The following is a 19,169-nucleotide window of genomic DNA, read 5'->3' on the forward strand; positions in this document are numbered from 1 at the left end:
ATGTGTATAAGAGACAGGATCAGGATATTTCTGTTTTATGGCATCCACAAGCTCTCCTATACTCTTTATATCACCCACTCCAGCCATATCTTTTATACACAGAACAATCTCATCCGTGCCACCGCAGAGCTCAACTATATCCTTTACAACATTAAGATAATAATCCACTGTTGTCCATTCAGCACTTGTGTAGGATATCGCAGGTTCAAAGAGTCTTCCCCTCTTCATAACAACCTCTGCAACTAGCCTCATATTCCTTATATCATTTAAAAAGGAAAAACATCGCCATACATCGATATCAACCTGCGAGACCACATATTCAATTACATTTCTTGGATAGGGTCTGTATCCCCATAGGTTTGTCTCCCTTATCAGGGTCTGGAGCATAACATCAGGCATGAGTTCCCGGAGAATCCTTATTTCCTCAAAAGGACTTTCCCTCCTGTTCATTATTCCAACATGCCATCTGGCTCCACCGTGGCACTCTGCGCTGAAAAGACCCATCTGGTTGTAATAGGGAGCAAGGGTTTTAAGATCATAGATCCTAAGTCTGTTTTTGAAATCAGATTGACCTGCATCCCTCATACCTACAGAGACAAAGCAGACTCCGTTGAGATTCCTTAGAGACCTAACAATTTCTCTCGGTGACATCCCGGGTTTTACAAAGACATAGTTTTCATTGCTCTGAACTTTAGACTTTGGATTTTCAATCTTTCTCATCATCACATCCATGGCTGTGGTCCCAAAGCAGAAATCTCTGCCACGTATCTGGCTACCTTTAATGCCTCATCCTCTGAGGTTTTTTCTGTAAACATAGAAATAAGTTCATTCATATGCTCTTCAATAAACCTTGTCGAGAAATCCCCTTTTATGAAAGATGGATGTCTTATTATGCTTAAAAGTAATGGTGCAAGAGTCTTTATACCCTCTACCCTGAGACCTCTGCTCAGTGCCCTATCCATTACCCTTATTGCATCTTCTCTGTCAGCTCCAGCTGACATAAGAAGCATAAAAAGAGAATCATAATATGGTGGTATGTCTGCACCTTCATAAACTCCTGAAGAAATCCTTACACCAGGACCATGGGGTATCTCCAGTCTTGTGATTGTACCAAAGGAGGGACTGAATGTCTTTGGATCCTCTGCATTGAGTCTCACTTCAAGGGCCCATCTATTTGGATGGATATCCAATTGTTTAAAAGGTAATTTTTTATCCATAGCCACATCAAGCATAAGGCCGACAATATCAAGACCTGTAATTAGCTCAGTAACACCATGTTCAACCTGAAGTCTGGTATTCACCTCAAGAAAATAATATTTCTTTGTATTTGAATCAAAGATAAACTCAACAGTGCCTGCAGAGGTATAATTGATCTCCCTCATAAGTCTTAAAGCAGTAAAACATATCTCCTGTCTAAGGTTATCATCAAGTGTTGGTGAAGGAGCCTCCTCTATAATCTTCTGGTTTCTTCTCTGAATAGTACATTCCCTTTCGAAAAGATGCACAATATTTCCATGTCTGTCACCAATAACCTGTACCTCTATATGCCTTCCTCTTTCAATATATTTTTCCACAAGTATGGTATCATCACCAAAGGCCTTTTTTGCCTCTGAACGAGCCTGATTAAAGGCAAGTTCAAGCTGCTCTTCTCTTTCAACCTTTACCATACCCTTTCCACCGCCACCTGCAGCAGCCTTTATCATTATGGGAAATGCAACGCCTTCATCCTTCATCCACTTTTTAATGGTAGCAACATCTTTGACATCTGTAATACCAGGTATAGTGGGCACATTAGCCTTCTGGGCAATCTTTTTTGCACGTATCTTATCACCCATAAGTCTTATTACCTGGGGCTCTGGACCAATCCATATAAGTCCGGCATCTATAACCATCTGGGCAAAGTCAGGATTTTCAGCAAGAAAACCCCATCCCGGATGAACAGCATTTGAGCCACTTTTTAAAGCTGCCTCTATCATCTTCTCCATATTAAGGTAGGATTCAATAGGTGGAGCTTCACCTATATGGATCGCTGTATCAGCCATAAAGACATGGTGAGCTAATCTATCAGGTGTACTGTAAACAGCTGTGGTCGGTATCTTCCTGTCCCTGCAGGTTAGCATAACCCTAACTGCTGGTACTCCCCTATTTGCGACAAGAACCTTTTTAATTTCAGGCATAATAAATTCTCCTGTAAATACAAAAAAATCCTAAAAAATAAATTAATAAACCTTTTTGAAAATTATAGAGACAAAAAGCAAAATACTTACTGGCGGGGTGGACGGGGCTCGAACCCGCGACCTTCGGCGTGACAGGCCGACGTTCTAACCAGCTGAACTACCACCCCAGAATATATGGTAGGCGGAACAGGGATCGAACCTGTGACCTCAGCCTTGTAAGGGCTGCGCTCTCCCAACTGAGCTATCCGCCCGGAGTGTTTTATTTTAACAACAATACTTATGGATTTGTCAATTATAAAATTTTGAAAATAATCGGAAATAGATTAACACAATCTATTGTCAACCAGGATATTTCATGTTATCCTTATTTCAGGATGTATTCCAGAATACTCGCCACTGTTAATGAACACCTTACCTCTGAGATTGCAGGTCTCTATAGCCTTCATATTGCAAAAGCCTGTAATGCTGTTCTTTACCTGGCCTATATTGCAGAGAAAGGCACCATAGAGTCTGATCTGAAAAAGGCCGAGTCTGCCTTAAAGAAGCTTTTTTACAATGCAGAAAAATCCGGTCTTAAGGTTGAGGCCATATTTGATACAGGAAATTTCAAACAGAAAATAAAGGAGATCGCTGAAACAAAAAAAATTGATATTATATTTGCAGCAACAAGCAGAAGCGGCAAAACCGAATATGGCCTTGGTTCTTCAGCAAAAGCTTTGCTCCGATTACCTTTATCTGTATGCCTCGTACGGGTTGTCCATTTTGGAAAAATTCATCCAGGAAGGATTTTAATTCCTTTGAAATCAAAGATAGATCATATTGAAGAAAGGGCTTATTTTTCCGCCCTTCTTGCAAAGGCCTTTGGCAGTTCAATCCATTTATTTCATATCACAAGGCCTTCAACAGGATTCTTTCATGGTGAAATACACCTTACAGCCTTTGAACTTGAAAAAAGACTGAGCAGGGATATGCTTTCCTTCATAGATAAACTCCAGGAATTAGGTGTAAACTTTGAAAGAAAGTTGAGCCACGGTGCTCCATCGAAGGACATAACCATTGAGGCAGCCTCAAGGAGATTTGACCTTATAATGATGGGAGCGTCCACAAGAAGCTTTATTGGTTCTCTTATTGAAAAGAGTCCCCTTGAATATGTTATAGAAAAAACTCCCTGTAATCTCCTTATCTTCAAACCAAAGAGATGAGAATAAACACTCTTCCAGCAGATGAGGTGCTGAGTATTCTTGGAAGCTCTTCTCAAGGTTTAACAGAGGAAGAGGCAAGAAGAAGACTTTCAGAATTTGGCTATAATGAGATAGAGGAGATAAGAAGAGAATCTCTTTTAAAAAAATTCTTTGAACAGTTTACCCACTTTCTTGCCCTGCTGCTCTGGATAGCCTCCCTTCTCTGTTTTATATATGAATGTCTTTATCCCGGTGAAGGTATGCTTAACCTCGGGATAGCCATTGTGTCCGTTATATTTGTCAATGGAGTCTTTACTTTCATTCAGGAATACAGGGCTGAAAAGGTCCTCAGGATAATGAAGGGTCTTCTTCCATTCAGGGCAAAGGTATTGAGAAATGGAATTTTAAGAGATATTGATGCAAGGGAGATTGTTATTGGTGATATTGTTTGCCTTAATGAAGGTGACAGGATACCTGCTGATATGAGACTAATTGAGTCTGCTTCATTAAGGGTGAGTCAGGCAACACTTACAGGAGAATCAGAGCCAATCATTAAGACTCCTGAACTCTGTGAAAGTGAATTACTGACAAGTCCGAATATCCTTTTTGCAGGCACCTCAGTTATATCAGGTCATGGCAGGGCTGTGGTATTTGCAACTGGCATGAGAACAGAATTCGGTAAAATCGCCCATCTCGCAGGAACTGTGAGCCCTGGAATAAGCCCTCTTCAGAGGGAGATTAAGAGGATAACCAGGATAGTAGGTATAATCGCAACACTCATGGGAATTGTCTTTTTCATTACAGGCTTTCTGGTAAAGAGAACCTTTTTTGAAAACTTCCTTTTTGCTATAGGAATCATAGTTGCAAATGTTCCGGAAGGATTGCTTCCCACAGTTACCCTTTCCCTTGCGATGGGCAGTCAGAGGATGGCAAAAAGAAAGGCACTCATAAAAACACTCACCTCTGTAGAGACCCTTGGCTCAGTAGATGTAATATGTACTGATAAGACTGGAACCCTTACAATGAACAGGATGGAAGTAAAAGAGGTCCTGAACCTCAATGAGGGAAATACTGCTCCATATCCATCCCTTTATGATATAGCTCTCCTGTGTAATAATGCAGAAATCATAAACGATGAACTAAAGGGTGAACCTACAGAAATTGCTCTGTTCCGATGGGCATCAAAAAAAGGCAATCCCTCCAAAATCAGGATAAAGGAGATACCTTTCGATTCAGAAAGAAAGAGGATGAGTACAGTAAACAAAATACAGGAAAAGATATTTTTACTGACAAAGGGTGCACCAGAAAGCCTCCTCACCATAAGCACCCATTGCCTAATAGGAGGGGAAATTAAGGAATTAACACCAGCAGAGCGCGGAAAACTTATTGCGATTTACAATTCAATGATGGACAGGGGATTAAGGGTTCTTGCCTTTGGTTTCAGGGAACTCAATGAAGATGAACTCATTGAGAGTGATATAGAAAAAAAATTAGTACTTGTCGGCCTTATAGGCCTGCAGGACCCTCCAAGGCCTGAGGTACCCGAGGCAATCCGAAAATGCAGAGCGGCAGGAATAAAAGTCATAATGATAACAGGCGATAGCTCAAGAACAGCACTATCAATAGCCAGACAGATAGGTCTTGTAAGGAATACTCCAAAGATAATAGAGGGCAGAGAATTTCACAGCCTCACAGACAGAGACTTAAGGGAGGCAATGAAAAGCGAAGAGATCATCTTTTCAAGGATGACACCTAAGAATAAACTCAGGATAGTTAACATACTCAAAGAAGAAGGTCACAGAGTGGCTGTAACAGGTGATGGAGTCAACGACGCACCTGCATTGAGAAAGGCAGACATTGGCGTTGCAATGGGAAGTGGTACAGATGTGGCTAAGGAGGCAGCAGATATGATTCTTCTTGATGATAACTTTGCCACCATAGTGAATGCAATTGAAGAAGGAAGGGCTGTTTTTGAGAATATAAGAAATTTCATCACATATATATTTGCATCAAATATTCCGGAGATTGTTCCCTATATTGCCTATGTATTACTTGGAATACCTCTACCACTCACAATCATGCAGATACTTGCAGTTGATCTCGGAACAGACCTCTTTCCTGCCCTTGCCCTTGGAGCAGAAAAACCATCTAAGAACCTGATGCAGAAACCTCCAAGACCACCTGAAGAAAGGCTTTTAAACTGGAAGGTTTTATCACGAGCTTATCTCTTTCTCGGTCCAATAGAGGCAATAGCAGGACTTTACGGATATTTTTATGTACTTAAATCAGGTGGCTGGCTATGGGGTACAGTGCTGTCATCTAAGGATATTTTATATCTCAAGGCAACCACTGCCTGTCTTGGAGGAATAATTATAACTCAGATAGCCAATGCCTTTGCCTGCAGGTCATCAGCTGAATCTGTTTTCAGGCTCGGAATATTTTCAAACAGGCTTTTAATCTTTGCTATCTTCATTGAAATAATAATAGCACTCCTTATTATTTATACAGGAACTGGCAATACCTTCTTTGGAACAGCACCTCTTGAGCCAGAGGTATGGCTCGTGCTTCTACCCTTCAGCATAATCTTATTTTTTGCTGAGGAGTTAATAAAAAGTCTTTTCACATTCCTGCCAGGAAGGAGATAGACCGCAACTATCGGGGCTAAATTTAAGTAGTCGCAGAACTTTTTATATTAGAAAAAAAGTATGTCCGGCATATCCATTAAATACCAGCAATTAGGACAAAACCGTCTATAGGGTTACCACTCCTGGTCTTAAATTTCCTTACCTCAAATTCAATAATTTTATACCCAGTGTTTATGACAAGTTCCATAATCTCTTTGGACTCGAAATGGTGTGCAAGATAGAGTATGTTTCCATCTGAATCCCTGACATAGAATGTGCCCTTCTCTAGCCCACAGCTTATACCCTCTTCATATCTCTGTCTGTAAAGGGGAATGTTGTAATTCTGTAAAAAATCAGCAATATAAAGTAGCCCATTATTTCTCAGCAAATCTCTTATCCTTCTAAGCACTTCCACTCTTAAAGCCTCATCCACTAAAGTAGTCATGAAGGCATTCATAATTGCAATATCATAGCAGCCATCAATGTGTGAATTACATATGTCAGCAGTGATAAAGTTTACATTCGGCAGCCTGAGTGACTGTGCCTTCTGGTTTGCCCTTTCAATGGCAGATTGATTAATGTCTACTCCTGTAACACTGTAACCTAGTAAACCAAGAGCCAGAGCAATGTTCCCGTTTCCGCAGCCAACATCAATAATTCTATACTCTGGCTTTAAGTACTTGAATAATAAATAATCTGGTTTTACAGTTGATGGTATGCTTGCTGTCTTGCTCCAGAAATTATCCATATGACCACCTAAATTTACTTACACACTATCTGTAATTAATGAATTCTTTTGGAAGACCAATAGATATCCTTTCACGCCCGAATGCCACAACAGAAAGTTAAAGCTGGAGATATTAAGGTCATTATATTTTTATCTACTTGATAAACAGAATTAAAATCAGAGGCCTGTTACCTGCTATTTTTAAATCATTCCGGCACCGGAGTACCGTTAATGAATATCTCTAAAATCTTTGCTATCGAATTTATCTTGCCAGCTAAAATTCTTTTCTGATAGTCTGGATGGTTCCTGTCTATTTCCTCAGCAAACCAGTTGAACTTCATCACAAGGTCCTCTATGGAATCCACATAGAGACCTACTGCACAGTTATATGAAGGACACTCAAGCACAACAGGTTTTGCATCCTTATCTTCAGGAGGATAAATCTCTCTGTCAACACCTTTTGAGAGATAAAGTGCCATCTCTTCAGGTTGCTCGAAAAATAGAAGCCTGCGTCTCTCATCAGGTGGGTAGAGGCAGCTGTGACATACAGGAGGTTTCATGTTATTATTATACAAGATAAGGTTGTTTTTTATCTATTTGTTCATAAAAAGCTTCTGTGCATAGGGCCCCAAGATTCATATGTTCCGCTAGCCTTATCAAAATGATAAATTGTAACAGATGCATTACTAAAAACCTCTCCGGTAATTAATGCACCAACAACTGGTCCTCTGTAAAATAGATGAATTCTGTCAGCACCTTTCTCCATGGCTCGGGCTTTGAGTCTGTGCAATTCTCTTACAAAATTGTCCAGATCTTCTTTTTTCAACTCTGGAGATGAATATTTTATCAGTTCTGAATTAATACCGTTTTCCTGCAAAAAAAGTCTTACCTGGTTTTCGCTCTCTCCGGGCCCAAAATCTATAAGGATTGCTACCGGTCTGTTTCCCTTTGCAGCTTCAAGACTCTGAATTAATATCTTCTGTCTCTTCTTCTGCGTATATATCATCCACCATGAGGATATTACAGGTAAAGAAACAATTATGCCAATGATTATATTTATCCTATCAAGCAGATCCCATAACATATCCTTATGACCCTTTATGAAAGATTTCGGAGAAGACCTTTGTTAATTCAATCGGTATTATAAACTTTGTAGATTGAGATGTGCCAATACTCCTTAAAGTCTCAAGATACTGAAGGTTCATTGTCTTCTGGTCAATGTCCCGTGCCACTGAGAATATTTTATCAAGGGCAATTGAGTAACCCTCTGCCTCAAGTATCCTTGCCTGACGTTCACCCTCTGCTCTTAGTATCTGAGCCTGCTTTATACCCTCTGCCTCAAGTATCTTTGCCTGTTTTTCTCCCTCTGCCTTGAGTATCTGTGATTGCTTCACTCCTTCTGCCTCTGTTACCATGGCACGCCTGGTCCTTTCAGCTGCCATCTGCTTTGTCATTGCATCCTTTACCTCTTTTGGAGGTGTGATCTCCCTTATTTCCACAGCAGTAACCTTAACACCCCACCTGCTTGTAACCTCATCTAGTTTTATTTGCAATTGTTTGTTTATCTCTTCTCTTTTGGAAAGCACATCATCAAGAGCTATATCGCCTATCACAGCTCTTAATGTTGTAGTTGCAAGTCCCCTTGCTGCAATTTCGAAATTCTGAACGCTAACTATGGAAATTACAGGATCTATTACCCTCATATATATTAGAAAATCTATTGATATGGGAGCATTATCCTTTGTTATACAGGTCTGTTCAGGTATATCAATTACAAATTCTCTTAGATCAACACGCACAGGCCTATCAATAAGTGGAATAATTAGTGTTATACCTGGTCCCTTTGCTCTTTCAAGAACCCTTCCCAGTCTGAATACAACAATCCTTTCATATTCTTGCGCTATCCTGATAGCCGAAACAAGAAAGAGGATTAAAAAAGTAAGAATTACTACAATTGATATGGACAGATTCATTATAGACCCTCCTTTATTTTTTTGTTTATGTCTCTCAATTCGTCTCTGATATCAATAAAAAGATAAATCAAAAAAGCACCAAGGATTACAGCAGCTATACCGAATACTATAATAATTAAAAAACTTATAACATTAAATCTGCCAAATCCCGGTATAGATGCCATCAAGTATGCATACAGAATAGTCGTGATTATCCCAAAAATTACCGCAATACCTACCAAAGGCTGCCCAATTTTTAAGATAAAGTTTTTCATACACTTCCCTCCTATTATTCATTAATTTTAATCTTTGTCTTTTCTATCCTAATACCGTACCTAGTAGCACCATAAATCTTAAATGAGCTTATTTGGCAAAAGGGTAAATATCTTTCATCAATTTCATCTTTGATTGCCTTGTTAATCTTTGTTATATACTGTCTTAAAGATTCAATACCTATTCCATCCCTCCACTTTTCTTTTAAATCTTCAGCCTTAAATGGCTGACCCCAGTAAATCTTCTTATAATCCTCTGCCATCTTTTCAAGAGCCTGCCTTGAGGAAAAGTCAATAAGAACAGGAAAACAATCAATACATTCAAGACAATATAATCTTTCAGGATATTTACAATGCTCTGTCTTTTGTCTGAGAAAGGCTGTATAAATCATTAAGTGCACAGGAATCATTTCTACTGTATGAGAACCAACCATGACAGTCCTTTCCCTGAGGTTTACTTGAAGAACTGGCTGGAGCATAGCGATGTCTATTTCTTTCTGGCCTTCTTCAACGAGCTCTTCAAATTCTTTACCATGAAACTCAATTTTACTTCCTAATCTAATAAAAGGCAATTCAGCAAGTTCAATCTTCGCATTGTCGGTGTTGAGCTCTATAATCTCTCCATCAGACCTTCTGGCTTTAATAATTTTATTTAGCTTTGGCTTATAAAAAAACTCTGGATTTGATTCAAACTCTTGACTCACCAGTACATGATAAAGTCTATCCCAGGGTCGTCCAAAAAGCTGAAGCGCTGAACCAAGATAAAAACCCATTGTCTTTCTTCCACCAGCCAGGGAACAGTGAAGTCTTGATCTCGTATCTTTAGCCTTATCTCTTATAAAACTGGTAATAAAATTACCAGCTAATGTATTATCCTCTTTATCTCTTATATCCTGTAACTCCTCTCCAAAAGCATTCTTTATTACCAATATTGAATCCTTAGTTAGAGGGATCTCAGGAATGCCATATTCTTTCTTAAATTCTTCAAAAATCCTCCTTTCAAAAAAGGCATCTTCAATTGCCTTCTTGCCTGTTGAAGTCGTAATTACAAATATCTCATCTGGATAGACAGGAGGTTCTTTTGTTACAAGGGCATAAAGGGTTTCTGTAATTATCTGAGGTGTTGCACCTGCAACAAAAATAAAAACCTCTTTAAATTTTTCTTCCTTCATGAAAGAATTATAAAAAAATAAATAATCTAAGGCAAGGCTAGAAATGTTTCAGAAATATTTCCAATAATATCATAATCTTATTTGCACTCTGGATATCCGGTTCAGGTTCATGAGTCTTTATGAAAAAAAACATATTAAAACCACCATTACTGATAAAGAATAAAGCAACCTTCTTTACTTTTCGATGAAAAAAAGAGGCGATTCAGCTTAGAAAATGAACCTAGGGACGGTCAAAGCCTTTGCTGATATGTTATTATATTAAAATGATTGGATTTTTACTGAAAAAAATCTTTGGCACCAAGAATGAGAGGGAGCTCAAAAGACTCTGGCCTATTGTCCACAGAATAAACTCCCTTGAACCAGCTGTAGCAGCTCTTTCCGACCTCGAACTCAGAAAGAAGACCGATGAATTCAGAGAACGACTCATCAATGGTGAGACCCTTGATGACCTCCTTCCTGAAGCCTTTGCTGTTGTAAGGGAGGCAGGAAAAAGAACTATCAATATGAGACACTTTGATGTACAGCTCCTGGGAGGTATAGTGCTTCATGAAGGAAAGATAGCAGAGATGAAAACCGGAGAGGGTAAGACCCTTGTCGCAACCCTTCCCCTTTATCTTAATGCTCTTGAGGGAAAGGGCTGTCATCTCGTTACTGTGAATGATTATCTTGCAAAAAGAGATGCCCAGTGGATGGGTCCGATTTACAATTTTCTTGGACTTTCTGTAGGTGTGATTCAGCATGACGCCTCCTTTCTCTATGACCCCAATTATCGCTCCACTGACAAGAGATTTGACAGGCTAAGACCCTGCACCAGAAAAGAGGCCTATCTGGCAGACATAACCTATGGCACAAATAATGAGTTCGGCTTTGACTATCTAAGGGATAATATGAAATATGATATAAATGACTACTGTCAGAGAGAGCTTCATTATGCAATAGTGGATGAGGTTGATAGTATACTAATAGACGAAGCAAGGACACCACTCATAATATCAGGACCTTCAGAGGAATCAACAGGGAAATACTACCATGTTGACAAAGTTGTAAGAAAACTTCAGAAGGACCTTGACTTCACGATTGATGAAAAGGCAAGAACTGTTATACTGACAGAGGCAGGAATCCACAGGGTTGAAAAGCTTCTGGGTGTTGATAATCTTTATGATCCATCAAATATAGATCTTGTCCATCATGTCCTACAGGCACTAAAGGCCCATCACCTCTTTCACAGAGATGTGGACTATGTTGTAAAGGATGGAAAGGTTATTATAGTTGATGAATTCACAGGTAGGCTCATGCCGGGAAGGCGTTGGTCAGATGGTCTCCACCAGGCTATTGAAGCAAAAGAGGGATTAAAGATTGAAAGCGAAAACCAGACCCTTGCAACCATAACATTCCAGAACTACTTCAGAATGTATAAAAAGCTTGCTGGGATGACAGGTACTGCTGATACCGAGGCAGAGGAATTTGCCAAGATATACAATCTTGATGTGGTTATAATACCAACCCATAAACCGATGATAAGGGTTGACCATCCAGATCTTATTTATAAGACCGAGAAGGCAAAGTTTGATGCAGTGGTAAAAGAGATTGAGGAATGCCATAAAAGAGGTCAGCCTGTCCTAGTAGGAACAATATCAATAGAAAAATCAGAACGACTTAGCCAGATGCTGAAGAAAAGGGGGATACCCCATTCTGTATTGAATGCCAAGTATCATGAAAAGGAGGCTGAAATAATTGCACAGGCTGGAAGGCTTGGTGCTGTAACCATTGCAACAAATATGGCAGGTCGAGGCACGGACATCATTCTCGGTGGAAATCCTGAAGGTCTTGCGAGGATCTGGCTCAGGGAGAAAAAATCCGACTGGACGGACGAAGAATTTCAGGAGGCCTTAAAAAAGGCAGAGAAGATATGTGCAGAGGAAAGGCAGAAGGTTATAGAAGCTGGAGGGCTTCATATAATAGGAACAGAAAGACATGAGGCAAGGAGAATAGATAACCAGCTCAGAGGCCGTTCCGGAAGGCAGGGTGATCCAGGTTCATCAAGGTTCTATCTATCCCTTGAAGATGACCTAATGAGAATCTTTGCCTCGGATAGAATCTCTGGCCTGATGGATAGGCTCGGCATGGATGAAACAATACCAATTGAAAACAGGCTTGTCACAAAAGCAATAGAGAATGCCCAGAAAAGGGTTGAGGCACATAATTTTGATATAAGAAAACACCTGCTTGAATACGATGATGTCCTCAACAAACAGAGGACAGAGATATACAGGTTCAGAAGGGAGATACTTGAAAGCGACAATCTAAAGGATCACATCCAGGGCATGATTGAAGATACAGTGGATGAACTCATAAACCTCTACTGTCCTTCTGAATCCCATTTTGAAGAATGGGATCTGAAAGGTCTCAGGGATAATCTCTGGAGTATCTTCTCCTTTAATGAAGAACTTAAACCATCTGAGAATATGAGAGACCAGATAATTGAATCCCTCTTTGAACTTTACAATAGAAAGGAACAGGAAATAGGCCCTGAATTCATGAGATATCTTGAAAAGGTATTCCTTCTCAGTGTTGTTGACAGTCAGTGGAAGGATCATCTTCTTGCCATGGATCATCTTAAGGAAGGGATAGGACTCAGGGGGTATGCTCAGAGGGATCCCCTTGTGGAGTATAAAAGGGAAGCATTCCATATGTTTGGAGAACTCAAGGAAAGAATAAACAGGGAAGTCCTAACAAGACTCTTCAAGGTAGAAATAAAGAAAGAAGAGAAGGCTCCAACTATTAACCTGAGAAGACCTGTTTTTGCTTCAAGCAGCCTGAGCTATAATAAAGATGACGGAAGGGGGCCAAGGGAACCGGTACATGTTAAGAAGATAGGAAGAAATGATCCATGTCCCTGCGGAAGTGGAAAGAAGTACAAAAAATGCTGTGGAGTGAATGCGTAAAATCATACTCATAGGAAAAAATTCCTCAAGGGATGATTACTGGCAGGTTCTACGGGAGCTAGGCCAGGAGGTCCTGAGATTTACAGATGTAAAGACTGCATTAAAATTTCTTAATTCCTCTAATAACAATGCAACACTAATAGTGATTGACCGCGAAGAAATTAAAAATCCACACCATAGAAAATTTAATTATCTTACAAGAAGCATACCAAGAATAATTTTATATGAAAACAACCAGAAAGGTATTCTCCAGCATCTAAGGCACTCCTTCACCTTTCCCCTTTACATACCTAAACCAGAAACTCTACTTCAGGTTTCGAAAAACCTGATCAATATAAAAAATATTCATGAAGAGAATGAATTATTAAGAGCAGAAAACAGAGGTACAAAAAGGGAACTACAGTTTTTTGAAGAGATAAGCAAGATACTGACCTCTTCACTGGAACTTGACGAGATGCTTAAATTCATTATGAAAAAGGCTAAGGAGATAACCCGTGCCGATGCCTGGTCAGTACTTCTACTGGATGAAGAAAGCAATGAGCTTATATTCAAAAATATTGAGGGAAAGAAAAAAAAGGACCTTTACCAGATGAGGGTAAAAATGGGTGAGGGAATAGCCGGATGGGTTGCAAGGGAAAGAGTGCCTGTAATAGTTCCAGATGTATCCAAGGATAGCAGATTCTCCTGCAGAATTGATAAGGTTATTCACTTCAGGATAAGATCTCTACTATGTGTGCCAATCATAAGTAAAGATAAATGCATTGGTGTCATAGAACTTGTCAGCAAGAACAAGGAAAAACCATTCACAAAGGATGATCTTGATTTTATGCTCAAACTCGTTGACCATGCTGCTCTTGCGATTGAGAGAGCAACCCTCTATCAGAAAATGGCAGAGCTTGTCATAACAGATGACCTCACAAAATTATTCAATACAAGATATCTACACAGAACCCTTGATACAGAAATATACAGGTGTGATAGATATAAGACATCGCTTTCTCTTATATTTATGGATGTTGATCACTTCAAACAGATAAATGATACATACGGACATCTTGTTGGAAGCAAGCTCCTTGTGGAAATTGCCCAGCTTCTTTTAAAGCATTTAAGGTCAGCGGATATTGTTGCCAGGTACGGTGGAGATGAATATGTAATAGTCCTTCCTCAGACACCGCCTGATGCTGCTGCAAGGATAACAGAAAGACTCAGAAAAAACATTGAACAGAACATCTTTTTAAGAAAGGATGGTTATTTTATAAAAGTCACAGCTAGCTTTGGAGTTGCCTCCTATCCCGAGAGTGCAAAAACAAAAGAGGAACTTCTCAGACTTGCTGATGAAGCAATGTACCGGATTAAAAACACGACGAGAAACGGAGTTTATGCAATAATCTGATGGCCCTATTCAATTACGCTACAAAGGAGATCATCCTCAAGATTGTCTATTACGGTCCCGGGTTAAGTGGTAAAACCACGAATCTTGAGGTCCTCCATAAATCCTTCTCACCTGAATCGGTGGGAAAGCTCATATCGCTTTCAACAGAGGCAGACAGGACGCTTTTCTTTGACTTTCTTCCAATAGAACTTGGCAGAATAAAAGATTTTACCCTCAGATTTCAGCTCTATACAGTTCCAGGACAGGTAAGATATAACTCAACAAGAAAGCTGGTCCTTAAGGGTGCTGATGCAGTTGTGTTTGTTGCTGACTCCCAGCGGCAGATGAGAGAACAGAACATAGAAAGCTTCCAGAACATGAGGGAGAATCTTATTGAAAATAATATTGACCCTGATGATATTCCAGTTGTCCTTCAGTACAATAAAAGAGACCTGCCAGATATATTATCGGTTCAGGAACTTAATAATGACCTAAATCTTAGATGGTATCCATACATTGAAGCAGTGGCAATTAATGGAACTGGTGTCAAGGAGACCTTTCAGGCGGTAACAGAACTACTCATTAAACACCTTTCAAAAAAATACTCTATTAAAATGAAAGAGGCCGGAATTATAGAAGTAACTCCGCCAGTACAAGCAAAAGAAGGTCCAGCTCTTACTGAAGAGAAAAGAGCCCCAGCGATTGATTCCCATTCCATAATAGAAGATATTTATACAGAACTCAAAAGACTGTCTGAGAGGATAGAAAAGATTGAAAAGATAGTCATTGAAAAAAATCAAAAGGCTCTCACTTCTGAAAGCATCGAGAGTCAATTAATTCAGATACAGAAAAATCTTTCAGAACTTTATAAATCCCATAGGGATATGATAATCCAGTTAAGAACTGTATATGACATCCTGAGCAAGGCTAGACTTGAAAAAAAGGGTATATTTTTCTAACCATGGATGTATCAGATTTTTTCTTAAAACTTCTTGTAATTCTTCTCAGCGCAAAACTATTTGCAGAGTTATTCGCCTTAATGAACCTTCCTACTGTTCTCGGAGAGGTTGTAGCAGGAATAATAATAGGGCCGAGCCTTCTTGGAATAATCGTCCCTGATGCAACATTTTATCTCCTTGCTGAAATAGGAATCCTTCTTCTTCTCTTTGAGGTTGGACTAGAAACAGATGTAGGTCAACTTGTTAAAGTAGGTCTTCAATCATCGCTCGTTGCTCTTACGGGTGTACTGCTGCCAGCCCTTGCCGGCTTCTGGATAAGCAATCAAATCTTTCATCTTCCATTTATTGTATCTCTTTTTATCGGAGGAACTCTGGTGGCAACAAGCATCGGTATTACTGTTAGAGTGCTTGTTGATCTTAAAAAACAACATACAAAGATTGCAAAGATCGTTCTGGGTGCCGCTGTTCTCGATGATATTGCCGGTGTTATAATACTGGCTGTGCTTTATGATTTCGCTGTCACTGGAAAGATTGAGATTATCAATACTGCAAAGGTAATGGGATTCATTACAGTCTTTTTATTAATTGCACCTTTGTTTACGAAGCTTCTTGTTCCAGTTATATCAAGACTTTCCTCCATAAGCAGGACAAAGGGTATGATACCAACTATTATCGTCTCCCTGATTCTCGGGCTCGCGGTCATATCCCATGGTGTTGGAGCTCCTGAAATACTCGGCTCATTTGCAGCAGGAATTGCCCTTGCAAGAAGATTCTTTCTTCCACTTGGTGCTACAATAGAACATTACAGCCATGAGCTTGCAGAAAGAATAGAGGTGAATATGAAGCCAATTATAGACCTCTTTGTACCTGTGTTTTTTGTAATAGTTGGTGCATCAATTAATTTAAAGGTGATTGACTTTACATCTCCCCTCTTCTGGCAGATAGCCCTGTTACTTACTCTTGGAGCAGTTACAGGCAAGATGTTGAGCGGCATATGGGTCAGAGGGGGGATCAAAGCAAAGCTTTCCACCGGAATCGCAATGGTTCCAAGAGGAGAGGTTGGCTTAATATTTGCAGAGGTTGGTAAAAAAAGTGGAATATTTGACGACACCATTTATGCGGTAATGGTATTCGTGGTTGCCCTGACAACTTTATTTGCACCATTATTATTAAGGTATTCAATGAAAGGAGAGAAATAAAATTGAATTAAGACAATTTAATTTAAATTTTATTAAGAGACCCTGGCTGCTAGATAATGTCTTTCTGAATGCATTATTTCTTGCCTGTAAAAAGCCTTGAGCTTCAGATAAAGTTCTGATAGCTCTTTTTCAGGCTCAGAATCCCAGACAATTCCACAGCCAGTATAATAGGATAATCTATCACTGCTACCTATAGCAGTCCTTATAAGGACAGAGAGGACAAAATCTCCATCTGACCTGAGCATACCACCGCAGCCACAGTAATAACTCCTTGGATGTGGCTCAAGACACTCTATCACCTCAACAGCCTTTTTCTTAGGCGCACCAGTGACAGAGGCAGGCGGAAAGGTTGCCTTTATTATATTAATAAAATCGCTTTTTGTAACTGCCTCCACTGTTGAATGCATCTGAAAAAGGGTACGGTATTCGGTAATCTTAAAGAGCTCTGTAACCCTGACGCTTCCGGGTTCGGCAATCATGCCAAGGTCATTTCTCATCATATCAGTAATCATTAGGTTTTCTGCCCTGTCCTTTTCACTATGAATAAGCTCCCGGGCTGAACTGGCTGTACCCTTGATTGGTTTGCTCCTGATGACCTTTTCCTGCTTTTCAAGAAATAACTCCATAGATCCTGAAATTATATAGAAATCTCCTGTATGGAGGTAAAATGAATAGGGAACAGGCTGGTTAAGATGAAAATTGTAGAATAATGATTCAGGAGCTCCATTAAATTTAAAATCAAATCTATTGGTAAGGTTTATCTGGTAAATTGTACCATCTGAAATCAGTTCCTTAATCTTAATAACCCTCTCCTTAAAAGCATGATCCTCAAGTGTAAGAGAAAGAAGATTTAAAAAATAAGGTGATATAACAGGCAGGACCTCCTCAGGATCACCTATCTCTATAAGTATTATTGGAGGTAAAATAGATTTTTTTATCTTCAAATCAAGAAGTTCAGATGTAAGGTCATAGGAAATAATTATAAAATACTCTCTTCCCCTGAAAAGCAGTCTTCTTAATTCTTCGAGATCTGTCAAAAAAAATATTTTTTTTGCTCTGAGCCTGTAAAAAGTATCACCACTCTTACCGAGCCACCTTCCGTTAACAATCAGGACCATTCCCTGTTCTCCTCCTCAATTATCCTGTTGAACTCATCGATTATTTCATGGGCTACCGGAAATTCAATGTCCATAAAACCTGTAACCGGAACGGCACCGGATATGCTGTTTGTAATTATTAGAAAATCAGCATCCATGAGCTCCTGAATGCCAGCTCTGACCTCTTTTATATCAAATCTCTCCATCAATGCACTCAATGTGGTTCCCCTGAGAAGCCCGCATTCAATGGCAGGTGTCATGAAAATTCCATCTTTTATTATTATAATATTTGAAGATGAACATTCTGTAACTTCATCTCTTTCATTTAATATAACAGCATCATCAAATCCCTCTGTTACTGCCTTTCTCTTTACAAGTATATTGAAAAGATAGTTAATGGTTTTGTGATATACAAGCGGATCTCTTGAATTCCTTCTGAAAGGAGAGAGTGTGAGCCTAACGTTCTTAAGTCTTCTGTATGGCTTTACAATCACCATAATTTTATAATTATCAGGAAGGACATCATATCTGGTATCTCCTGAAGAGAAAAGGCAGAATTTCACATAAAGATCTCTTTTTCCGCCTGTCTCTCTTTCTATTTTTTCAAAAAACTCCTCAAAGGATGGACAGGGAATCTTTAAAAAATCTGCTGAATTTCTCAGTCTTCTATAGTGTCTCAGAAGTTTTTCTGTCTTTCCTCTCCAGAGGATGGTCTCGAAGACTCCTTCTCCATAAAGAAGTGTCCTCCACGGTATGGATGAGAGGTCAATCATCCTGTTGCCATCAGGTCAAGAAGAACAAGCCTCAAGGCCTTAAGCGGATCTTCCTCGCGCATTATAGCCCTGCCAAGAACAATATAGTCTGCTCCGGCCCTGAACGCCTCTCGCGGTGTTACAGTCCTATTCTGATCATCAGGTGGATTCCATGACATTCTTATTCCAGGGACAACAACAAGAAAATTTTTGCCGCAGTGATTCTTTATAGTTTCTATTTCCTGACCTGAAGCCACTACACCATCAAGTCCAGCGTTAAAGGCAAGCCTTGAAAGGTGTTTTACATGGGTACGTATGCTGTGGGGTATGCAGAGCTCGTTTCTTACAGCCTCGGGACTCAAACTCGTAAGAAGGGTTACACCTATTAACCTTGGCCTCGGAAGATTTTCCTTAAGACAGGTTTCAACGACTGTATCCCTTGTCCGCCTCATCATCTCAAGACCGCCTGATGCATGCATGTTTAACATAAAAACTCCCAGTCTTGTAGCTATCTTAGCGGTTCTGCTAACAGTATTTGGGATATCATGAAGCTTTAGGTCAAGAAAGACCTTTTTGCCTCTCTTTATTATGTTCTGAACAATATCCGGTCCTCCTGCAGCAAATAACTCAAGTCCTACCTTAAATATCTCTATATCCTCTGAAAATCTGTCGACAAGTTGAAGGGCATATTCTGGCTCATAGGTATCTAGGGCAAGTATTATACGCTCTTTAACCAGCAT

General features: G+C 39.6%; 17 protein-coding genes and 2 tRNA genes. 6 read left to right on the plus strand and 13 right to left on the minus strand.

The annotated features are described in order from the left end of the window. The 4 genes from N2257_02125 to N2257_02140 all read right to left on the minus strand — a co-directional run. The coding region (locus N2257_02125; protein ID MCX7793194.1) for a hypothetical protein at positions 1-720 on the minus strand (720 nt) is incomplete at its 3' end. Positions 721-722: 2 nt separating this feature from the next. Beyond that, entirely contained in the window at positions 723-2,177 is a 1,455-nt protein-coding gene (locus N2257_02130; protein ID MCX7793195.1) for an ATP-grasp domain-containing protein, read from the minus strand. 90 nt (positions 2,178-2,267) lie between these two features. Beyond that, positions 2,268-2,344: transfer RNA gene (locus N2257_02135), tRNA-Asp, on the minus strand. 8 nt (positions 2,345-2,352) lie between these two features. Continuing rightward, positions 2,353-2,428, minus strand: a tRNA-Val gene (locus N2257_02140). Positions 2,429-2,551: 123 nt separating this feature from the next. On the opposite strand from N2257_02140, the gene N2257_02145 reads away from it, so the two are divergent. Then, positions 2,552-3,379 (plus strand): universal stress protein, encoded by an 828-nt coding sequence (locus tag N2257_02145; protein ID MCX7793196.1) that lies wholly within the window; start codon positions 2,552-2,554, stop codon positions 3,377-3,379. Next, positions 3,376-6,003: a cation-transporting P-type ATPase gene (locus tag N2257_02150; GenBank protein MCX7793197.1), complete on the plus strand. Its 2,628-nt coding sequence runs from the start codon at positions 3,376-3,378 to the stop codon at positions 6,001-6,003. The genes N2257_02145 and N2257_02150 overlap by 4 nt, the downstream gene beginning before the upstream one ends. Before the next feature lie 76 nt (positions 6,004-6,079). On the opposite strand, the gene N2257_02155 is transcribed toward N2257_02150, so the two are convergent. The 6 genes from N2257_02155 to csm6 all read right to left on the minus strand — a co-directional run bounded on the left by N2257_02155 (position 6,080) and on the right by csm6 (position 10,105). Then, on the minus strand, positions 6,080-6,730 hold the full coding sequence (locus N2257_02155) for a class I SAM-dependent methyltransferase (protein ID MCX7793198.1): 651 nt from the start codon (positions 6,728-6,730) through the stop codon (positions 6,080-6,082). A 185-nt stretch (positions 6,731-6,915) separates the two neighbouring features. Next, on the minus strand, positions 6,916-7,269 hold the full coding sequence (locus N2257_02160; protein ID MCX7793199.1) for a hypothetical protein: 354 nt from the start codon (positions 7,267-7,269) through the stop codon (positions 6,916-6,918). A gap of 41 nt (positions 7,270-7,310) precedes the next feature. Beyond that, complete coding sequence (locus N2257_02165; GenBank protein MCX7793200.1) at positions 7,311-7,793, minus strand: SAVED domain-containing protein; 483 nt, start codon at positions 7,791-7,793, stop codon at positions 7,311-7,313. A gap of 4 nt (positions 7,794-7,797) precedes the next feature. After that, complete coding sequence (locus tag N2257_02170) at positions 7,798-8,682, minus strand: SPFH/Band 7/PHB domain protein (protein MCX7793201.1); 885 nt, start codon at positions 8,680-8,682, stop codon at positions 7,798-7,800. Next, positions 8,682-8,936 carry a hypothetical protein gene (locus N2257_02175; protein ID MCX7793202.1) on the minus strand — a complete coding sequence of 85 codons (255 nt, stop codon included), beginning with the start codon at positions 8,934-8,936 and terminating at the stop codon, positions 8,682-8,684. The genes N2257_02170 and N2257_02175 overlap by 1 nt, the downstream gene beginning before the upstream one ends. A gap of 14 nt (positions 8,937-8,950) precedes the next feature. After that, positions 8,951-10,105: a CRISPR-associated ring nuclease Csm6 gene (gene csm6 / locus N2257_02180; protein MCX7793203.1), complete on the minus strand. Its 1,155-nt coding sequence runs from the start codon at positions 10,103-10,105 to the stop codon at positions 8,951-8,953. A 263-nt stretch (positions 10,106-10,368) separates the two neighbouring features. Between csm6 and secA the strand changes: the two genes are divergently transcribed. The 4 genes from secA to N2257_02200 are packed head-to-tail and all read left to right on the plus strand — an operon-like array spanning position 10,369 to position 16,580. Next, positions 10,369-13,050 (plus strand): preprotein translocase subunit SecA, encoded by a 2,682-nt coding sequence (gene secA, locus N2257_02185; protein ID MCX7793204.1) that lies wholly within the window; start codon positions 10,369-10,371, stop codon positions 13,048-13,050. After that, positions 13,043-14,443 (plus strand): sensor domain-containing diguanylate cyclase, encoded by a 1,401-nt coding sequence (locus N2257_02190; protein MCX7793205.1) that lies wholly within the window; start codon positions 13,043-13,045, stop codon positions 14,441-14,443. Before secA ends, N2257_02190 begins: the two co-directional genes overlap by 8 nt. Then, a complete protein-coding gene (locus tag N2257_02195) occupies positions 14,443-15,381 on the plus strand; it encodes a GTPase domain-containing protein (protein MCX7793206.1) in 939 nt (312 codons plus the stop codon). The genes N2257_02190 and N2257_02195 overlap by 1 nt, the downstream gene beginning before the upstream one ends. Positions 15,382-15,383: 2 nt before the next feature. Then, a complete protein-coding gene (locus N2257_02200; GenBank protein MCX7793207.1) occupies positions 15,384-16,580 on the plus strand; it encodes a cation:proton antiporter in 1,197 nt (398 codons plus the stop codon). Between the two features lie 32 nt (positions 16,581-16,612). Here the strand turns inward: N2257_02200 and N2257_02205 are convergent, their stop codons facing one another. The 3 genes from N2257_02205 to pyrF are packed head-to-tail and all read right to left on the minus strand — an operon-like array spanning position 16,613 to position 19,169. Next, positions 16,613-17,698, minus strand: a complete 1,086-nt coding sequence (locus tag N2257_02205) for an anthranilate synthase component I family protein (protein ID MCX7793208.1) — start codon at positions 17,696-17,698, stop codon at positions 16,613-16,615. After that, entirely contained in the window at positions 17,689-18,450 is a 762-nt protein-coding gene (locus N2257_02210; GenBank protein ID MCX7793209.1) for an aminotransferase class IV, read from the minus strand. Before N2257_02210 ends, N2257_02205 begins: the two co-directional genes overlap by 10 nt. Then, positions 18,447-19,169 carry an orotidine-5'-phosphate decarboxylase gene (pyrF, locus tag N2257_02215; protein MCX7793210.1) on the minus strand — a complete coding sequence of 241 codons (723 nt, stop codon included), beginning with the start codon at positions 19,167-19,169 and terminating at the stop codon, positions 18,447-18,449. The genes N2257_02210 and pyrF overlap by 4 nt, the downstream gene beginning before the upstream one ends.

The organism is Thermodesulfovibrionales bacterium (genome assembly GCA_026417875.1).
Lineage (GTDB): Bacteria > Nitrospirota > Thermodesulfovibrionia > Thermodesulfovibrionales > CALJEL01 > CALJEL01.